The following is a 16,967-nucleotide window of genomic DNA, read 5'->3' on the forward strand; positions in this document are numbered from 1 at the left end:
TCCGCCCTGCTCGATTCACCCTTTCTTCATCAAAATCCATTCTTTCTATTTGCAATCTTGCTAGTTCTCCGCAGTTCGAGCCGTTTCTACCGGGCAATCTACCCTTAGGCGAGACACACAGACGCCAACCCCTGCCGTCGTCTCGGTTTACCCTTTGCTGCAACTCAATCCGCTTCTCCAGGTCATCGCCCCAGACCTGCGGCGGCTTTGCACGCAACCCAAATTAACCTACTTATCCACCCCTATTCAGGGCGTATCTATCATGAACACCGTTGACTTTTCCCGTCGCATTCCGGCCAAAACCATTGAAGCCGATATTAATTCCTTCCACAGCATGAACTTCATCAAAACCTATATCCCAGTTCGCAGTGAGGCTACCCCCGAAGCGCTTAAAGCGGGTTACGAAACCATGCGGGCCAAGCAGCAACAAGAAACCGAACTCTTGGCCGCCATCAAAGCCGCCTCCGATGCAGCCCGCATGGCCGAAGTCGAATTTCACGACATGGTGATGGCGATGAAAGAAACCGTGCGCGGCCAGTATGGTTCCAACAGTGACGAAGCCGCTGCCGTCGGCTACAAAAAGAAGTCAGAGTATAAGCGTCCCCGCCGCACCCCCAAGGCCAACGCGTCCTAAGCCATTCTCAAAACCCAATTCTCAAGGCTCGTGAGCATAGCTTACGGGCTTTTTTCGTGGCGCTATGACGTGCGAGTGCTGGCCCCTGGCTTTCCTGAGTCCGAAGTGTGCAACCCCATCGGCTTCCTCCGCAGCGAGTCCGATGCCAAAATGGCGCGGCAAATCGCCGCCGTGCTGAACAGAAACTTTCGGCTGATGACCCAGAGCAGTGAGGATGGCTTCTTTGCCGCCGCAGACAATCAGCTCACCGAAGCCCTGGCTCACAAAAAGTCGTTCACCAATTTCTCGCTGAATGGGGTGGGTGGCCAGCACATGGGGGAGGCTCTGGGGCAAGGGCGCTTCACCGTGCTCTCGCCGACGGTTGGCCCAAGTGGCAAGGCCTATGTCAATGTGCAGCGGGTGCCGCCGATTTAGGTAGAGCGGTTGGATGCGATCGGGCTGTACCCGGTGAGTGGTCGCAGGGAGCAAGGTCGAACCCGTCAGTCTCGACCCCTAATTCAGCCACAGCCTGCCCAACCGGGAGTCTTGCGGCTGGAGGAGCTGGCCGCAGCAAAGGCCCAGGCGTTGCTGCATGGGGATAGCCCACTAGAGTCCCGCTCCCATTCCCTCACCTATGCCCTCAAGAGCTATGCCCTAGCAATCTGCAGAGCCGCACGATGGGCGGTGTGGGAGGGAGAATTCGTGAGGATTCTCCCTATCCCGATTATGTCGCGATCGCATACCCCTACTAGCAATTAGGAGAATTGATAGCTTAATCGAACCTCGACTAATTGATTTTTTTGAGCAGCATCATCTCATTTGAGACAGTCAAGGAAGAGCTCGATGACGTCACAATGGACAGAGTTTCCCAATTGTACGCAAGAAAGATGTACCGATAAGCTAACGCTATTTAGGATTTTCTTCCGCAGGCAATGCATCAATGGATTGCAAGATATCGCGTGTAATTTCCTCTCTTTTATAGAGGTCGTCCAATCGGTTTGGCGTATCGATATTGAGAGCAAAGAACACAGGGCCTGTTGGCCACTCGACCCACCCTACCCACCACCCCCAGCGCCCTTCCCAGCCAGTTTTAGCCCGTAGAATCCAATCCCGCTCTGCTTCAACGATCATAATATCCTTGACTAATCGTTGGTGCTCAACCCTGAAAGGGAGTTCGTTGTGATACAGCTTCTGTAGAAAATAAATTTGCTCTTGTGCTGAGATTGCTAACGCTCCATCAATCCAGTAAGCACCTTCGCTAGTGCTTGGGTCTGCGTTTCCGTAATCAATTTGCGTTAGATACTCTCTTGCTTTCGCTTCTCCGATTTCGTCAGCAAACATTTCGTAAACCCAAACGGCTGAGTTTCGCATAGCTGAGCGCAACGTTTGATCCTGATTGTGTGGAGCGAAATCCCTCTCCACTCCATCCCACTCAAAAACTTGAAATTCATCGCGAACGACACCTGCATCGAGCGCAAAGAGAGAATGCGGAATCTTAAACGTTGATGCTGGGGAATAAGCTCTGTCAGCCCGTTCCTGGTCGTAGACCCACAACTGCTGAGCATCTCCGCGCTGATCTAATACCACGATAGTTCCTTGAGCCTCAGCGCCGTCGAAGAAACTGGCCCAATCCGGGCGCTCTTGCCTTTCTACACTGCCCAAAGACCTATTGTCTACGGTGGTCGAATTACTTATCTTCGGTCGCTGCGCAATCTGCGGAGTATGTAGTCTATTACTTAGCTCTGCTGAGATAGGTGAAGTAAGCGATATCCCTGCACTACTTATGACCAAAGAAACAAGGAAAAGGAAACGATGATTCATAATGCTATCTTGCTGCGGTAAAAGTTTTCGTTCTACGCATAGGCGGCAGCGCTAGCGAAACTGCTGCCGCCTATGCAAAACTCATGGAACAATTGCAGTCACGCGGATTTCAATCCGCATCGTTGGCAGCCCAAGAGCCGAGACGCCTACCTGTGTCCAAATTGGGGCATGGTCGGGTATGTAATGGCGATATAGCCTGACCATCACATCGTTAACTTCTGGGGCAACCCGCCAACATGGTAAGAATTGATGTGGACAACATGCTCCCAACCCGCCCCGGCAGCCGCCAGGGTTCGCTCTACGTTCCGAAACGCCTGGGCAATCTCATCCGCCAGTGGTTCGGGAATTTGCAGATTGTCATCCCAGCCGCCTTGTCCTGATGTCTCCACGCGATCGCCAATTTTTAGCGCTTGAGAGTAATGCAAGTTATTCAGCATGTATTCCCCATAGCCGGGGGTGACAAAAAACTCGGGCTTATTCATGGTGTTTCTTCGTTCAGTACAATTGTCGATAGGGATTTCTAAATCCTTAGGTTTGACGCTGGGGCGTCTCGGAATGAAGACGCGACGAGGGTCTTGTCCGACTGCTGTGGAAAGTTAGAAGGCACTTCAGACATGGTGACTAACTTCTAGATTTTCCTTGTCTTAGCTAACTTGAGTGTAGTAGGTTTTAACACTCAGCTTCTTTCAGATTTTTACAGTGATTTATCAGATTTTTATGGGGCTAACGAACCTATTTCGGTGGTATTCGCTTGAAACCCTTACTCTTTCATCAACCCCTAAAAAATTACCTCTCCTTAGACAGCCTTTTCCACCTCAGCCGCTGATCATCATTCAGCAAAATTGCTCCCGACTATTAACTCTATGCTGTCGATTTCATCAGTTTGTGCTAGATAGGATTTTTTCAGTAACTCAGCGACTTCTTGCGCGATCGCAATCAAGGCATCATTAACTTTAGAGTCACTGAGAGAATCAGTCCGAGATGCAATTTCATGCTCAGAATCATTCTTGCGTTGTGATATTGAATGCGTCATATTTTGTACCCGCCGCCCCGAACGAGATCGTAAACCTGTTTCAATGTCATTCCAGTCAATCGCTGAGAAACATTTAGACCTAATCGCAACCTCAGTTCGGGTTAAGCTCAGTGGCCCTATCCCCTTGAGCCCTCACCCCCAACCCCTCTCACAGCAGGAGAGGGGAGCTAGAGGGGTTCAAAGTCCCTCTCCCACGGGGAGGGATGTAGGGTAAGGGCTCCAGAGCAAGCCAGGAGACGGTTTCTAACGATTGCAGTCCTGGGTTTATCCCGAACTCAGGTTAATCGCAGGTCTAAGCATTGATGAAAAGCTTGTTCTAACCTTTAGTTGCGATCGCTGGCACGATCGATCAGTGCGTTTGAGGGCAAGCTCGGATCCAATACCTTGCGCGCACTGTCAGCCCCTACAACGGGCAGTGTAGCCGGATCAAGCATGCCAAGTTGAACCAATACACTCGCCTGATCCCAATAGAGGTGTTCATGGGCTAGTTTGCCATCACGGAACTGAACAATCACGACTAGTGCTATTTCAACCCGTTTCCCTGTCGGAGCAATGCCAGGTAGTATCCAGTCCATCTGGATAGAATGAGTGAACTTAATTAGCATTTCATCGACGAGCTGATTGGTCCCGATTGTGCGCGAGACCGGAACCAACTCTATGTCCGGCGGTATCTGTGGAATGAAGTACTTGGAATAAAACTCACGCAGTGCCGGTTTCCCTACTCCCCCAGTCATGACCGGAATGCCATTCACATAAGCATCCTCAACCATTGTGGCGAGAGTGTCTTCGGTGTTGTGAGTGTCAAACTCAAGCCGCAGATGCTCATCCCAGAGTGCTTGAAAGGCTTCCTGAGCAGGTGTCAGATTGGGGGTTGCCTGTACATTTGCTTGTTTGTCTGCGATTTGCTCTTTGACCATGTTAGATTCTCCTAATTCGTTCTATCCCAACTGTATTGATGCCAATGCTTAAATTCTTTCAGATTCTTATGATTTTCTTAGTTCCTACTCTTCTGAAACCTTCATAATGAGTTTGCCCTGATTCATACTGGGAAGTTTTGCCGAAGGAACACCGTTCAGTCCAAAGAATATGGAAAGTAGAATTCGGGAGCCGCGAAAGGACTTCAAGCGACGCGGTAAAGTCCGTCTGATCGAGACCTGGGAAAATAATCGCACCAATATTGAGATGTTCTCCCTCTGAGATGTAACTCCTCATTGTCTTGAAGATTGTAGAATGTGCGAGAGTAGCTTATGTGTTGCAAACTGCTCGAATGTAGTTGATGTAGCAGCTTCAGGTGTTCGGACTGTCGCATAGATGCCGTCAGGATTGCCAAGAGCATTGAACAAATTCCCTAGCTCTCGTTGTACATCAGGAGTTACCTCAGTTAATGCAAGTTGCTGCTGAATTGATTCAATGGTTACTTGAACATACTTGATTGGACGATCAAGTACCCGTGAGAGAACCGCAATGATTTCAGACAGCGTTAAATTTTCTGGTCCCATCAAATTGTGTGTCCATTGTCCTGCCCAGTGTGTGTCAAGCAAATATTTTGCAGCTTCATCCCCGATGTCGTCTGTACTAATCCAAGGAATATCATGGTCACTGGCATAGGGAAAGTAAACAGTGTGGTCTCGCTGAATAAACTGGACTTGCTCTAGAAAATTCTCCATGAAATAGCCAGGACGTAGGTGCAGCACATTTGAGCAAGCTTGGTTGAAGATCGATTCAACGCTTCCAATGAATGTAACTGTTCCTAAATGTGGTCCTGCACCTGCACCTAGGCTAGAAATGTTGACCACTCGTTCAATGCGGTTTTCGCGCACGGCTTTAGCCCCGCTCATTGCCGTCTGAATGTACCAGTCGCCTAAGCTAATTGCGTCCATTTTGGGTGGAGTCAGCCAAAACAAAGCATCTGCATTCTGCGTCGCCTCGATCAATCCTTGGGTATCATCGCTGCTGATAGGCTTAGCGATCGCACCTTGAACGACTAAATCGGCTAACTTCTCTGGCTGTCGTGTGAGCAGAATGGTTTCAGCTCCAGCCTGGACGACTTTCTCTGCGGTGCGTCGTCCAATGTTGCCGGAAGCGGCAGCAATCACAATCTTCATATCTTTACTCCGTACGATCGACATTAAAAGATTGGCTCAAATGTTCTGTGCTACCCCATGCCTCAAGCGCGGGCATTGGATTCCAATATTCGCGATAGTGAATGATCATGCCTTCCCTAATTTCCAGTCGCATCACGTAATCTTGTTGATAGTGACGACCCGTGGAAACAATGTCGGCTTCTCCATGAACCTCAGCCAATACAACATTCGGGTTTGATGTTGGGTAAACCTGAATGTTGCTAAACACCAAGTTTTGCATTTGTGCTGGTACGTCTTTCATGTAGTTGTAGAGGGCTTCTTTGCCTTCTAGTCGTCCTGGTGTCGTGGAAGCATACGGGAATTCAATCACTGCATTTTCGACAAACAGGTCTAGCCAAGCTTGAACATCCTTGCCCACAACCGATAAAAGAGCGGTCAATACTTGAGTAGCCGTCTGTTGCTCTTGATCCGGTGTTAACTGCATTGGGTTCTCCTTAATCTCATCATTGAGGTGCATTTCCTCTTGCTGCTTTCCCTCGGATTTTTAGGGTGAATTGTCAGATTCTTGTGCAATCACCTTCAAGACGCAGCGTGGAACCGATCGCGTTGTCGAGGAACGTGCGGATCAACGCTGCCACCTCTTCCGCATGGGTCTCCAGCGCGAAATGTCCGGCATCGAGCAGATGAATCTCTGCATCCGGGAGATCGCGTTGATAAGCAGCAGCACCAGCGGGCAGAAATGCCGGATCATGACGACCCCAGACGGCGAGAAACGGCGGACGGTGCTCACGAAAGTAGGACTGGAAGGCTGGATAGAGCGCGACGTTGCTGCGGTAATCGAGGATCAGATCGAGCTGGATCTCCTCCGCGTCTGGCCGCCCCATGTAGGCGATGTCGAGTTCGTAGCCGTCGGGTGACAAAAGGGTTGGATCGGCTCCGGTCCCATACTGCCAATTCCGGATTGTGTCCGGCGCGAGCGAGGGTCGGCAGGCTTCCCGGTTTGCTGCGCTCGGTTCGCGCCAATAGGTCTCCCACGAACCCCATTCATCACTAAAACCTTCAAGATAGGCATTGCCGTTCTGCGAGACGATTGCGGATATCCTTTCAGGGTGGCGTATTGCCAGACGCAGACCCACTGGCGCACCGTAGTCGAAAATGTAGAGCACGTAACGATCGAGCGACAAAGCATTGACGAAGCTCTCAATCACGTCGGCAAGATGGTCGAAGCTGTAGTCGAAGGCCCCACGTGGCGGTGCCTTGGTCTGTCCGAAACCAGGCAGATCTGGCGCAACGAGCCGAAAGCGATCGGCAAGGAGAGGGATAAGGTTGCGGAACATGTGGCTAGCAGTTGGAAAGCCGTGCAACAGCAGTATCACTGGCGCGTCGCTTGCCCCCGCCTCGCGGTAAAACACTTCGACATCACCGACCTGTCGAAACCCATAGCGTATTTTCATCGTACAATTCTCTTTTTTGATTTTCTTCCAACTGAACTTCGACGTTCAAAATTGGCGATCACAGGCCACCCTTCGCATACCTTGTGATCGCCAATTTATAGCGATTCAGAAATGCGGCAGACCACTGACTATTTCTGCTGAAGAAAGTCCAGCAACATGGGATTGACCTGATCAGCGTGAGTCCAGTTGATGGCGTGCGGCCCGCCAGGAATAATTTCAAGCTGACTGTTTTTAATCAGTTTCGGGAGTCTTGCGGCGGTAGATTCAAATGGCAAAATGCGATCGGCATCGCCATGAATGATTAGGGTAGGTATATCAATCCGGGGCAGATCATCGCGGAAATCGGTGAGCCAGGACGGGACACAATCCAAGGTTCCTTTAGCAGAAGCCCCGGCTGCTACATTCCAGCAGGCTTGAATGGCATAGTTGCTGATGCGTTCGCCAAGCAGCACATCCACATTAAAAAATTCTCTGAAAAACTCAGAAAAGTAAGCGGGACGGTCTTTAACGATCGCTTGCATAATGCCATCGAAAACGCTCTGGTCAACGCCTTCAGGATTATCAGCGGTCTTCAGCAGGAAGGGCGGCACTGGAGCCATCAGCACGGCTTTTTGCACCCGCTTTGAGCCGTATTTGCCAAGATAGCGCGTGACTTCGCCGGTTCCCATAGAGAACCCAACCAGCACAGCATCATGCAAGTCAAGTTTGGTCATCAGCGTGTTCAAATCGGCTGCAAAGGTATCGTAGTCATAGCCCAACGAGGGTTGGCTAGACGCACCAAATCCTCGGCGATCGTAGGTAATCACTCGATACCCCGCATTTAGCAGCACCAAGACCTGCTTTTCCCAGGAATGGCCGTTGAGGGGAAATCCATGAATGAGAACAATGGGTTGACCGGCCCCAAGATCTTCGTAATAGATATCAATGGTTGCAGAATTTTCTTGACCAACAGTCACGTAAGGCATATTGACCTCCTAATGAACATTGCAAAATGTTCTTATCTGATTTAACCGAAGTATAGTGAGTTCTAATGCTCGGTTTCTTTCAGATTCTTAGGGTGAATTGTCAGATTCTTAAGGTGTTAGCGAACCTGTTTCGGTGTTACTCCGGTGAGTCGCTTAAACTGTTGCGTCAGATGGCTTTGACTGGAGAAGCCGACTTGTAGAGCGATGTCGGCGATCGCCAAATCTGTTCCCTTCAACATAACTTCTGCCCGTTCCACTCGCTGTTTGATCACATACTGATGCGGCGAAATCCCCATTACTTTCTTAAACAAGCTTGCAAAGTAAGTCGGGCTGATATTGACGACGCTTGCCAGTTCAGCCAAGGATAAATCTCGATTTAAGTGAGCGTGGATGTAATCGATCGCCTGCTGCAACTGGGCATGAGTTAAGCGGTTGTTCGGTGATACAATCGGTTTCGCTAGGGTCGAATAGCGGCGTAGTAAATGAATCACTAAAGCCTGAGTGAGTGATTCGATATATAACTGCCCCATCATCCCGCCCGATTTCAACTCAGCGAACATTAGCATGCCAATCTGATGCAGTTGCAAATCTTGCTGACCAAAACAAGGCACGAGTTCAGACCGTTTTGAATCAACTTCAGAAACTTCAGCAACTTGTTGAATCAATTCCGGTTTTAAGCAAATGTGCAACGGAGCACAAATGACGTCACTCATATCGGGTGCTTGACACCAATAGCTCGGTTGTCCAGCTGGAACCAGAAGGCTGTCCCCTTTGTGGAGAGTTGATTCATGCAGGCGATCGTCGCGTTTTTGAACTAAAGGTGCAGAATCTCCCGTGTGGAAGTAGAGCCAGTGATCAGATAAAGCAGGGAGTTCCATTTCAAACGATGAAGCAGGGCTTTGACACTGCTCCACCAAAATGCCATTCCAGTCCATTTGGCGACTGGAGAACATCAGCGTTTTGTTCCACTGGTGGCTGAGTTCGAGCGAGTTGAGCTGGTTGCTGGCCATGGAGCTTGCTCTCACCGATTTCTTGCAGTCACAAAAATTAAAATTTTTCTAAATCAACTATGGCACAAAAAAGCGTTTGCCAATCAGGGAGCCAAGATAGCAACCAAAACGTTAGACCATAGGCTAGCGATCAATACTTCTCTCCTTAGACAGACTGTTTCAACTCAGTCAGGAGCCGATCATCCAGCAAAAATGTTCCCGTCTGCTACCTCTACGCTATCAATTTTATCAGCTTGTACTTGTAAATGAGGCTTTTAGCCACGTCTGCATCGCCCGAAAGCTAATGCACACCTTAGATACAATTTTCTTGCGCTTACCCTGGGATAGCTTTATTGTTCTCTGATATCTAAATCTCTCCTGTGCATATCCGATGAAATTTGGCCCTACCGGGGTTGATGACGCAACAACCATTGTAGGCAAATTCCGGTAACGATGCCGTAGCCCAGCCAACCTGATCCATAGCTCAATGCTGTCAGGAATGGTGCTGGTAGTAGCCCCGGCTGCAAAATATATGCGATAGTCGAACTGCCCGCCCCTGCTAGTGCACCTCCTAAAGCGCTGACCAGAATCCACCAATGCGCTTTACGGACAAATCGTCTCAAAATCGGAAATTGAGTCGCGCCAAGAATAGCCAGTACAATCAGCTGCTTGACCAAATTCATCCAAAATACATACCATAGGCCAAGCATATTTAGGAATTGAATAAGTGGATCAAGGGTTACGTTAGGACTCACCAGCAATAACCCAAAAGTCCATCCTAGTGCGCTAACCACTATCCACCAAAAGGCTTTAGGAATGTACTGGCGCAAAACGAGCCATTGGGCTGTGCCAATCAATAAACCTGTAAAAAATACGGTTGCTACAAACTGAAAACCTGATGCTTCCAGTGCTCCGACGATCGCCCCCGCAATTGTGGTAGCCAATGTCCACCAGAGCCACAGTCTAGGCGCGACCGCCAACTGTCGTGTTTCATCTTGTTTTTCATGCTGCATCATAATGCTCACCCTAGAGTTGCACTTCAACTCTATATCTGTACTATTTGGCCTAGGCTGATTGGGCTGCGTCTAGCCAAACATTGCTGCGTAGTCACAGGCGAATGTCTTAAAACTGCGCGGCTCTTTACCAATTGCGTCCTGTATATCAGACGAAACCGCTGCTGCCTCATTGCGTCGGTAGTGCGCGTAATCCTCAATCAGCCCGTCTGCTTGCCAAACTAGCATCCCAAGGTTGAGCAGTTGATCGCGCATTACTTCAGATGAAATATCGACGAATGCAATCTGACGATTGAGTGCAGCCGAGAGTTGTTCTGCCATCTCAGCATGAGTCAATGCCTGTGGCCCGGTGAGGTTATAAATCTTTCCCTCATGCCCTATTTCTGTTAGAGAAACTACTGCAACGTCTGCAATATCGCGCACGTCTACCACGCTGACCTTTGCATCGCCGATCGCTGCATAAAAGGCGCTTTGGCTCGTGATTGTCGATTTAAAGTTTAATAAGCCCTGCATAAAGAGGTTGGGGCGCAGAAACGTGTACGTCATTCCTGATGCTTGAATTGCCGCTTCGACTGCGGCATGGTAACGCAAAAAGCGCACGGGCGAATGGGCATCGGCTGCAAATTGCGATAATTTGACGATATGCTTGACACCACTCTGACGAGCCGCATCAACAAACGCAAGTTGTTGGGCTTCTGCGTGTTCTGTAGAGTTCGTTAAGAGAAAGGCACGGTCTACTTCAGTCAGCGCCTCCAACAGTGTCTCAGGGCGATCAAAGTTCCCCTCCACCACTTCGACATTCGGGAGTGCAATCTTCTTTATTCGATCATGGTTACGAACCATGGCGCGGACTTGCACGTTCTGTGCTGCGAGTCGTTTGACAATCTCTGTACCGTTGCTTCCAGTTGCACCAGTTACTAAAATCTTCTGGTTCATTGGAAACCTCCTGATAGGGTGTTGTAGTCTGATTGACTGACAAAAGTTCTGCTGTAGGTTGGTGTAGAGCGAAGCGTAACCCAACACCAGCAACCGTTTTGTTGAGTTACGCTGGCGCTAACCCAACCTACAACAGCTTAAAGGTTTCAAGGGTTTTGTCAGGCAACTAGGTGTTGTAGTAAGCTTTGACTAAAAAAGCGAGGCCTCAAGGACTCGAATTAACGTTTTGTGCAGGCATATTGCTCGGCATCATCCGATTTAGACCCTAATGTTCAGAATTCACTTGCCTTATAATCACAATGTTTTCAGCAAACAGTAAAACACCTATTAGCCATGGAAGCACCTGTAAAATGGCTTCCGCTGTCCAGTTCTGACTCTGAACCTGCCAGATCATCCAAATAATTGTGAATCCAATCACCAACGAGGATAGGATGATCGATGAATTGCGGCGGCGATAGAAGCTGCTTGTCCTCTCTCGCAAAAATGGATTGAAAATACAAGCGATGTAGGACGCTCCTGCACTGATCAACAAGCTAGTTCGAAGACCCGAAGGCAGGTTTGGGTATCCAAACGCGATCGCCGTCAGACAGACTCCCAGAGCAAGATACAGGAAAGTAAACAAGGTAGATCGTCTCATTATTTCTTCTCCGGTGAAGCTTATTCTCTGTACCAAACACGCACACATTGAAAGCAATTGATTGCAAGCCCCTGACTGATCATCACTGGGTAGAAAGCATTACTGGTCTTCACTCCGTAGTCGCCATCACCGATGCCTTCGATGCGATCGGGTAAAACAACAGTTTCAACATTGATTACCTGTATCGTTGTATTTTCGATCCACTGATTTGCAGCACTCACAACCTCCGAAAAAGATTCATACCCGGAAGGGCCACCGAAGGGTCCTCGTTCAGTAATTCGAGGCGCGAAATCTTTGTACTTAATCATTTGATTCACCATCTAAAATTGTAGAGTTGACAATCGATTCAAGACACCATCATGATTTGGTTTGTTTAGCGCTACAACAACCATTGGGTCAGCGGAGGAACCAGGTAGCGAAGCGAGAACGCCTCCCAAATCGCGCCGATGATAAACAGTGGGAGCGTGGCCAGGCTCAGCCAACCGAGCTGTTTTAGCCCACGGACGTAACCCTGACGATGGTTCCGAGCACCGATGGTGGCGGGGCGAACCCAAGACCGACCAAGGATGTATGCGCCAAACATCAAGAGGGCGTAAGCTTGCAATTCGATGAGTATCGTCAGCGAGTGCGGGATCAGTGCCACCGCCATAATCTCGGTAGACGGGGCCATGGCTAGACCTAAAGTGAATGTCTTATACGCAAATATGGCGATGCCACTGAAGGGAACGATCAGCGAAGGGAGCACGATCCGCAGCGCGCCAGTCATGACGTTGACTCCCAGGATAGTCAGCGAGAACAGCCAGGGGTTATTGAATAGCGATCGAACCAGATCCGCCGTTCCGTTATCTTCCAGGATGGCCGACTGAGTTGCGCCCAGACTGGGGAAGACCATCGCCGCTACCATCCCGGTGAAGACCAAGCCATACACAATGGCGTTGATGATGAGGTAGGCACGAAAATTGGCGCGAATGATCTGGAAGGGTTTGCGAAGCAAGCGGATGTGTCTTGCTTCATGATTCGGGTGAATAAGGCGCTTTGTGGCAATCGCTTTGCGTGACATGTTTTTAGCTCCTATTTTTGGTGATGGATGTAGTGATGATTAAGAGTGAGAACCGCCGCGTAGAGCAGCGTTGTTGTTGATGCAAAACTCATGGGACAATTGCAGTCATGCAGATTTCAATCTGCATCGTTGGCAGTCCAAGCGCCGCGACTCCATCTGTGTCCAAATTGGGGCGTGGTTGGGCATGTAGTGGAGACATAGCCTGACCACTGCATCGTTAGCCTCCGCGTGCATACAGCAAGATCCAGCAGAGGATGTGGGTCAGCGGTCTGCCGTCGGCAGCGTGAAGCTCGGGGCACCGGGGGACAACTGCTCCGTGTACGCCTGCCGGTAGATGTCCAGCCACGGCGCGCGATCGCCAGGGATGACGGTGTCGTTGGCTGGGTCGTCCAGGGCAAGCTCGAGTCGGGCATTGCTGACGGTGATTGTTTCAAGCGACGGTGTATCAATCCAGTCGTTGTCCGGGGCCAGAGAGGGCTGAATGGTGCCAATCTCGACGACCAACGCGTGACCAGCTTGCAGCATCCAGTCCGTCGATCGCAGATCGAAGCTGGTCGTGCCGGGTTTCACTACCGCCACCTGCCGGTTGAACGCAACGGCGCTGCCGTCTGGGGCGACGTCGTACAGCTCGACCATGACGTTGCCGTGGCCCTCGGTATTCAGAGACACCTGCGGCGTACCAGTGATCCGAACCGGCTGCCCAAGGGGCTCAGACCAGACGAAGAAACGGTTGGGAACCTCGGCTGCGGGGTCGGCGGGCAGTCCGTCGTCCAGGTACGACCCGCCGCCAAGCGCGATGGTAGTGGAGTACTCCACGACCGGCCAGGTATCCTGGGCGCGCCAGGCACCGGTACTGTCCTGCACGACGTAGGCTGGGTAGTCCACGGTCGGTTCGATGCCCTTGAGGTGCTGGTCGTAGAAGGAGATCACCTCGTCGAACCAGCCCTCGCGGCCCATTTCCAGTTTCCCATCGGCAGTGCGATCGTTGCCCCGGTAATGTTCCCACGGGCCGAGCCAGCCGCGCTGCGGCCCCCGGTGGTTGGTGAGGAACTCCTCCACTGCCTCGGCTTCGGCCTTCCAATCGAGGAAGCCCTGCGTGAACAATAGCGGAGTGTCGGTGCCCTTGGCGCGCTCGGCTAGGTTGCGGAACTGCCAGAACTCCGAGTCCGGGTTGGCGGCCTGGTGACCGAGCGAGTTCAGCGGCAGGCACAGCGGGTTCACCTGCTCGTAGGCGGCATTGGTCCGGTAGCGCTCGTCATCGTCGGGCAGCTGCGGCAAGATAGCAATCTCGTTGTAGGTGCGCGGCACATCCACGATGGTCGAGCGGGGGACGCCGTTCGACCAGAGGTTGCGGTACAGATCCCAGATCGGCTCCTGGGCGACGACAGCCTTCAGCGCGTCGTGGTTGAGGTTGTTGCCGATTAGTCCGGTGATGGCATCAGCGGACTTGCCGTACATACCGACGGCACCCGTCGACCAGGGCTGGCTCGCCGCCCAGTCGATTGCGGCCTGCACGTCGGCCTGCGCACCGGGACCCATGAAGTCTAGACATCCGGTGGAGCCGCCGAAGCCGCGCAGGTCGACCATCACCAGGGCGTAGCCGCGGTTGAATAGATCAGTGCCTTCGATCAGGTCGTTGAAGCGGTTGGAGGGGCCGGTGTGCGCGTGGTTTTCCAGTGCCTGTTCACCGGAGTGCCCGAAGTATGGCCCGACCACCAGGATCACCGGCACCCTCTCGCCTGCGGCCAGTCCTTCAGGCAACAGAACGTCGGCGTGCAGTTCAACGTCGGAGCCGTCCGAGGACGCAAAGTATTGCTGCGTCCAGGCCGCGCCTTCGGGAACGCGGTCGTTCTCGGTGTGCGTGACCGCTTTGTCGGCGGTGGCAACCGCAGCAGTCGCGGTCGCCTCTGACTGTGTCAATGCGGCAGGTGCCCCAGCGAGGACAAGCAACATCACGGCTGTGCCTGTTAATAAGCGCCTGACGCAGGTCTTGGGAACGCGCATAATTCTCCTCCTAATGGAAGCTGTTGGTCTTGAGTCGTACGTGAGTCTGGTCACGATTTCGTGAGCTGTTAGAAGAAATTTGAGACATGATGTGAACTCTTTACCGTCCACCTCATCCGGCAGCGTGCCTGGGGCGACCACTTGGTCAGCGCCCGCTGACCATACAACCAATGCCTCAACCTAGAAGGGCCAGCACGGCATGAACTGTCAGGTGGGCAATCATGGCGGCCTCTAGCCCGTAGCGCCAGAACAAATACCCCGCAACTACTGCAACCAAAGAATTTTGGATCAGCAAGAACCCCACTAGGGCCGGGGTTAAGGGCAGTCCTAGGGCGATCGCATAGGGCAAGTGGGCCACAGCAAACATCAGGGAGGAGACGGCAATGGCGACGACCACCCATTGGGTCTGGGGTTTACCCTGGCGCTGCTGCCCAAATCGCCAGCCTAGCCATAGCAGCAGCGTCATCAGTCCCCAGCGGATCAAAATTTCTTCGGTGATACCGCCGTAGAGAAATCGCACTAGCAGCGGCGTGGGCTCAGCCGCCTCATAGGCTGGTGGCAGCAGCGGGCGAGACAGTAGGGCGATCGCCGTCAGCAGTGCACCGCTGATCAACCCACCCACCACGCCGGGCAACAGTTGAGGAACCAAAGCTTGCCGCCACGATCGCCCAGCAGCCAGCGCCTCTGCTCCCGGTGCCCTTAGCCCTAGCCGGTGGGCCAAGAGCACACCTATCAGCACCGCTACCGACAGCAAAACTGTGGGCTGCACCAGCACCAGCAGCCTAACCACGGCGGCAGGTGGGGCACCCTCTGGGAGCAAGGGCAAAGGCACCAACACCAGGGTCATCACCCCAGCCATGCCTGCCAACCACAGCAGCCCAAACAGTCGCAGCCTAGCGTTTTTATGGTCAACCATGACTCTATCCTCAACGTCATTCCAGAATTGTTTTCAAGCCTTCGCGATCTTGGGGTTATAAGGTTCAGGTCGCCCCTTCATCAGGCAGTTCGAGGTTGATGAGGTATTCAGGTTCATTTGCTGATAGGTTTGCGAACTGACGAGATCACCCACGATCTTGCGGTGGCTCTGGAAAACGGGTTGGAGTCTTACGCTTGAACACTCCGTAGGCGATCGCCAGAAACATGGGTACTGCAACCAGCCCTGATAGCGCCCCGTAGGTGGCGTGATACTCGCTGATGGTAAACAGAGCGGGTGAGGGCAAGGCAGTTCCAGTGATGTTGAACAGGAGTACCCCGCCGATGTTGTTCGCGAAGTGTACGCCGATGGCGAGTTCAGTGGTTCCGTCAATCAACGAGACCACAGTCCACACCAGACCCGGAACGAAGAAGTAGTTGGAAAAGATCGTGAGCCAGCCGCCCGCCCGCGCCTCCGGGTTAAGGAGGTGCGGCAAGGTAAAGATAACGGCTGGCACGATCGCCAGAAAAGCGCGGTTGCTCCAGATGAGGCTCGCGCCCTGCACGATGTATCCGCGAAAGAAAAGCTCCTCCGTTGTCGTCTGGATCGCGGTGAGAACCAGCGCCAGCGGGACAAAAAGCGCAAATGTTATGAGGCCGGAGTTGAAGGAGAAGGTATCTGGGTAGAACAGATACTGCCCCAGCCCACCGATCAGGCAGTACGGCACAAACCACGCCACGAATCCATGACCGACCCGATGCCAGTCTATCCGCTTCCGCGCTGTGACGAGCGTCCGGGGGTGGCGGCGGTGGACGAGGAAGGCAGCGATCAAGACTCCCGTGAAGAAGCACAGGAAACTCGCCATGACAAACAGGTAGTATTCCACAAGCCCGAGCCCCGAGGGGTCTGCCTGGCCGCCAAGCGCGAACGCGACGAGTACGCTGGCACCACTGCCGACGATCAGCCACGCAAAGAGAATGATCATCAGCCCCAGAACATACCGCCACCCCCGATACTTACCCCACCGGGCAGCCTCCACGTAGGTAACTTTTTTCGCTTCTGCAATGATTCCCTCGGTTCTTTCAGTATTTTGTATCTTCATTTCCGTTCCCTTTATGAGTAAATTCTGTGGTGCTTGGATCTGGTTACTAATCACAGTTGCCGATAGTTTCAGGATTTAACGGGCCAATAATGCCCTCGGGCAACGCCGGACGCAGACTACTATCAAGTCGAGATGAAAGCGCGGTAGGGATCTTTTCTGACTCCCGTGAGCGGTTATAAGGAACTCGAGCCATGAAAATTACTCCTTCGGCACATTTGCTTTTGGTTTTACGAACTGACGAGATTACTGATGACCTTGCGGTGGCTCTGGCAAGCAGATCGAGTCCTCACGCTTGAACATACCGTCAGCGATAGCTAGGACTAAGGGGGAGGTTCACGACCAT

18 protein-coding genes are annotated in these 16,967 nt (G+C 52.0%); 2 read left to right on the forward strand and 16 right to left on the reverse strand.

All coding sequences use genetic code 11. From position 1 onward, the window contains the following. Nucleotides 1–262 precede the first annotated feature (262 nt). Both H6G07_RS14860 and H6G07_RS14865 read left to right on the forward strand, forming a co-directional pair. Nucleotides 263–634 carry a hypothetical protein gene (locus H6G07_RS14860; RefSeq protein ID WP_073609014.1) on the forward strand — a complete coding sequence of 124 codons (372 nt, stop codon included), beginning with the start codon at nucleotides 263–265 and terminating at the stop codon, nucleotides 632–634. Between the two features lie 30 nt (nucleotides 635–664). Beyond that, nucleotides 665–1,048 (forward strand): type IV secretory system conjugative DNA transfer family protein, encoded by a 384-nt coding sequence (locus H6G07_RS14865; RefSeq protein WP_073608937.1) that lies wholly within the window; start codon nucleotides 665–667, stop codon nucleotides 1,046–1,048. Nucleotides 1,049–1,519: 471 nt separating this feature from the next. Here the strand turns inward: H6G07_RS14865 and blaOXA are convergent, their stop codons facing one another. From blaOXA to H6G07_RS14945, 16 genes are all read right to left on the reverse strand, one after another. Further along, the gene (blaOXA, locus tag H6G07_RS14870) at nucleotides 1,520–2,434 is read right to left on the reverse strand and encodes a class D beta-lactamase (RefSeq protein ID WP_084173207.1); all 915 of its coding nucleotides are present in this window, start codon (nucleotides 2,432–2,434) and stop codon (nucleotides 1,520–1,522) included. A 203-nt stretch (nucleotides 2,435–2,637) separates the two neighbouring features. After that, complete coding sequence (locus tag H6G07_RS14875; RefSeq protein WP_242026805.1) at nucleotides 2,638–2,916, reverse strand: Rid family hydrolase; 279 nt, start codon at nucleotides 2,914–2,916, stop codon at nucleotides 2,638–2,640. A gap of 347 nt (nucleotides 2,917–3,263) precedes the next feature. Further along, the gene (locus tag H6G07_RS14880; protein WP_073608936.1) at nucleotides 3,264–3,467 is read right to left on the reverse strand and encodes a hypothetical protein; all 204 of its coding nucleotides are present in this window, start codon (nucleotides 3,465–3,467) and stop codon (nucleotides 3,264–3,266) included. A 323-nt stretch (nucleotides 3,468–3,790) separates the two neighbouring features. After that, complete coding sequence (locus H6G07_RS14885; protein WP_073608935.1) at nucleotides 3,791–4,384, reverse strand: ester cyclase; 594 nt, start codon at nucleotides 4,382–4,384, stop codon at nucleotides 3,791–3,793. A gap of 291 nt (nucleotides 4,385–4,675) precedes the next feature. Beyond that, nucleotides 4,676–5,572, reverse strand: a complete 897-nt coding sequence (locus H6G07_RS14890; RefSeq protein WP_073609012.1) for an NmrA family NAD(P)-binding protein — start codon at nucleotides 5,570–5,572, stop codon at nucleotides 4,676–4,678. Nucleotides 5,573–5,576: 4 nt separating this feature from the next. Beyond that, on the reverse strand, nucleotides 5,577–6,035 hold the full coding sequence (locus H6G07_RS14895) for a nuclear transport factor 2 family protein (protein ID WP_073609011.1): 459 nt from the start codon (nucleotides 6,033–6,035) through the stop codon (nucleotides 5,577–5,579). A 73-nt stretch (nucleotides 6,036–6,108) separates the two neighbouring features. Beyond that, entirely contained in the window at nucleotides 6,109–7,005 is an 897-nt protein-coding gene (locus H6G07_RS14900) for an alpha/beta fold hydrolase (protein ID WP_073608934.1), read from the reverse strand. Between the two features lie 128 nt (nucleotides 7,006–7,133). After that, nucleotides 7,134–7,970: an alpha/beta fold hydrolase gene (locus H6G07_RS14905; RefSeq protein WP_073608933.1), complete on the reverse strand. Its 837-nt coding sequence runs from the start codon at nucleotides 7,968–7,970 to the stop codon at nucleotides 7,134–7,136. 116 nt (nucleotides 7,971–8,086) lie between these two features. Next, nucleotides 8,087–8,980 carry an AraC family transcriptional regulator gene (locus tag H6G07_RS14910; RefSeq protein WP_073608932.1) on the reverse strand — a complete coding sequence of 298 codons (894 nt, stop codon included), beginning with the start codon at nucleotides 8,978–8,980 and terminating at the stop codon, nucleotides 8,087–8,089. Between the two features lie 383 nt (nucleotides 8,981–9,363). After that, on the reverse strand, nucleotides 9,364–9,975 hold the full coding sequence (locus tag H6G07_RS14915; protein WP_073608931.1) for a hypothetical protein: 612 nt from the start codon (nucleotides 9,973–9,975) through the stop codon (nucleotides 9,364–9,366). A gap of 69 nt (nucleotides 9,976–10,044) precedes the next feature. After that, on the reverse strand, nucleotides 10,045–10,908 hold the full coding sequence (locus tag H6G07_RS14920) for an SDR family oxidoreductase (protein WP_073608930.1): 864 nt from the start codon (nucleotides 10,906–10,908) through the stop codon (nucleotides 10,045–10,047). A 657-nt stretch (nucleotides 10,909–11,565) separates the two neighbouring features. Continuing rightward, complete coding sequence (locus tag H6G07_RS14925; protein WP_073609010.1) at nucleotides 11,566–11,853, reverse strand: hypothetical protein; 288 nt, start codon at nucleotides 11,851–11,853, stop codon at nucleotides 11,566–11,568. A gap of 71 nt (nucleotides 11,854–11,924) precedes the next feature. Next, on the reverse strand, nucleotides 11,925–12,605 hold the full coding sequence (locus H6G07_RS14930) for a stage II sporulation protein M (RefSeq protein ID WP_073608928.1): 681 nt from the start codon (nucleotides 12,603–12,605) through the stop codon (nucleotides 11,925–11,927). A gap of 261 nt (nucleotides 12,606–12,866) precedes the next feature. Then, a complete protein-coding gene (locus tag H6G07_RS14935) occupies nucleotides 12,867–14,609 on the reverse strand; it encodes a CocE/NonD family hydrolase (RefSeq protein WP_073608927.1) in 1,743 nt (580 codons plus the stop codon). A 175-nt stretch (nucleotides 14,610–14,784) separates the two neighbouring features. Then, nucleotides 14,785–15,525, reverse strand: coding sequence for a CPBP family intramembrane glutamic endopeptidase (locus H6G07_RS14940; RefSeq protein ID WP_073608926.1), 741 nt, complete (start codon nucleotides 15,523–15,525; stop codon nucleotides 14,785–14,787). Between the two features lie 145 nt (nucleotides 15,526–15,670). Further along, nucleotides 15,671–16,624, reverse strand: coding sequence for a CPBP family intramembrane glutamic endopeptidase (locus H6G07_RS14945; protein WP_073609009.1), 954 nt, complete (start codon nucleotides 16,622–16,624; stop codon nucleotides 15,671–15,673). Between the last annotated feature and the right edge of the window lie 343 nt (nucleotides 16,625–16,967).

It is taken from the genome of Phormidium tenue FACHB-1052 (genome assembly GCF_014696675.1).
Lineage (GTDB): Bacteria > Cyanobacteriota > Cyanobacteriia > Phormidesmidales > Phormidesmidaceae > Nodosilinea > Nodosilinea tenuis_A.

Bases quoted from the DNA above. Each gene is read 5' to 3' on its own strand.
- H6G07_RS14860 (WP_073609014.1), top strand. From the start codon at position 263: ATGAACACCGTTGACTTTTCCCGTCGCATTCCGGCCAAAACCATTGAA.
- blaOXA (WP_084173207.1), bottom strand. From the start codon at position 2,434: ATGAATCATCGTTTCCTTTTCCTTGTTTCTTTGGTCATAAGTAGTGCA.
- H6G07_RS14875 (WP_242026805.1), bottom strand. From the start codon at position 2,916: ATGAATAAGCCCGAGTTTTTTGTCACCCCCGGCTATGGGGAATACATG.
- H6G07_RS14880 (WP_073608936.1), bottom strand. From the start codon at position 3,467: ATGACGCATTCAATATCACAACGCAAGAATGATTCTGAGCATGAAATT.
- H6G07_RS14885 (WP_073608935.1), bottom strand. From the start codon at position 4,384: ATGGTCAAAGAGCAAATCGCAGACAAACAAGCAAATGTACAGGCAACC.
- H6G07_RS14890 (WP_073609012.1), bottom strand. From the start codon at position 5,572: ATGAAGATTGTGATTGCTGCCGCTTCCGGCAACATTGGACGACGCACC.
- H6G07_RS14895 (WP_073609011.1), bottom strand. From the start codon at position 6,035: ATGCAGTTAACACCGGATCAAGAGCAACAGACGGCTACTCAAGTATTG.
- H6G07_RS14900 (WP_073608934.1), bottom strand. From the start codon at position 7,005: ATGAAAATACGCTATGGGTTTCGACAGGTCGGTGATGTCGAAGTGTTT.
- H6G07_RS14905 (WP_073608933.1), bottom strand. From the start codon at position 7,970: ATGCCTTACGTGACTGTTGGTCAAGAAAATTCTGCAACCATTGATATC.
- H6G07_RS14910 (WP_073608932.1), bottom strand. From the start codon at position 8,980: ATGGCCAGCAACCAGCTCAACTCGCTCGAACTCAGCCACCAGTGGAAC.
- H6G07_RS14915 (WP_073608931.1), bottom strand. From the start codon at position 9,975: ATGATGCAGCATGAAAAACAAGATGAAACACGACAGTTGGCGGTCGCG.
- H6G07_RS14920 (WP_073608930.1), bottom strand. From the start codon at position 10,908: ATGAACCAGAAGATTTTAGTAACTGGTGCAACTGGAAGCAACGGTACA.
- H6G07_RS14925 (WP_073609010.1), bottom strand. From the start codon at position 11,853: ATGATTAAGTACAAAGATTTCGCGCCTCGAATTACTGAACGAGGACCC.
- H6G07_RS14930 (WP_073608928.1), bottom strand. From the start codon at position 12,605: ATGTCACGCAAAGCGATTGCCACAAAGCGCCTTATTCACCCGAATCAT.
- H6G07_RS14935 (WP_073608927.1), bottom strand. From the start codon at position 14,609: ATGCGCGTTCCCAAGACCTGCGTCAGGCGCTTATTAACAGGCACAGCC.
- H6G07_RS14940 (WP_073608926.1), bottom strand. From the start codon at position 15,525: ATGGTTGACCATAAAAACGCTAGGCTGCGACTGTTTGGGCTGCTGTGG.
- H6G07_RS14945 (WP_073609009.1), bottom strand. From the start codon at position 16,624: ATGAAGATACAAAATACTGAAAGAACCGAGGGAATCATTGCAGAAGCG.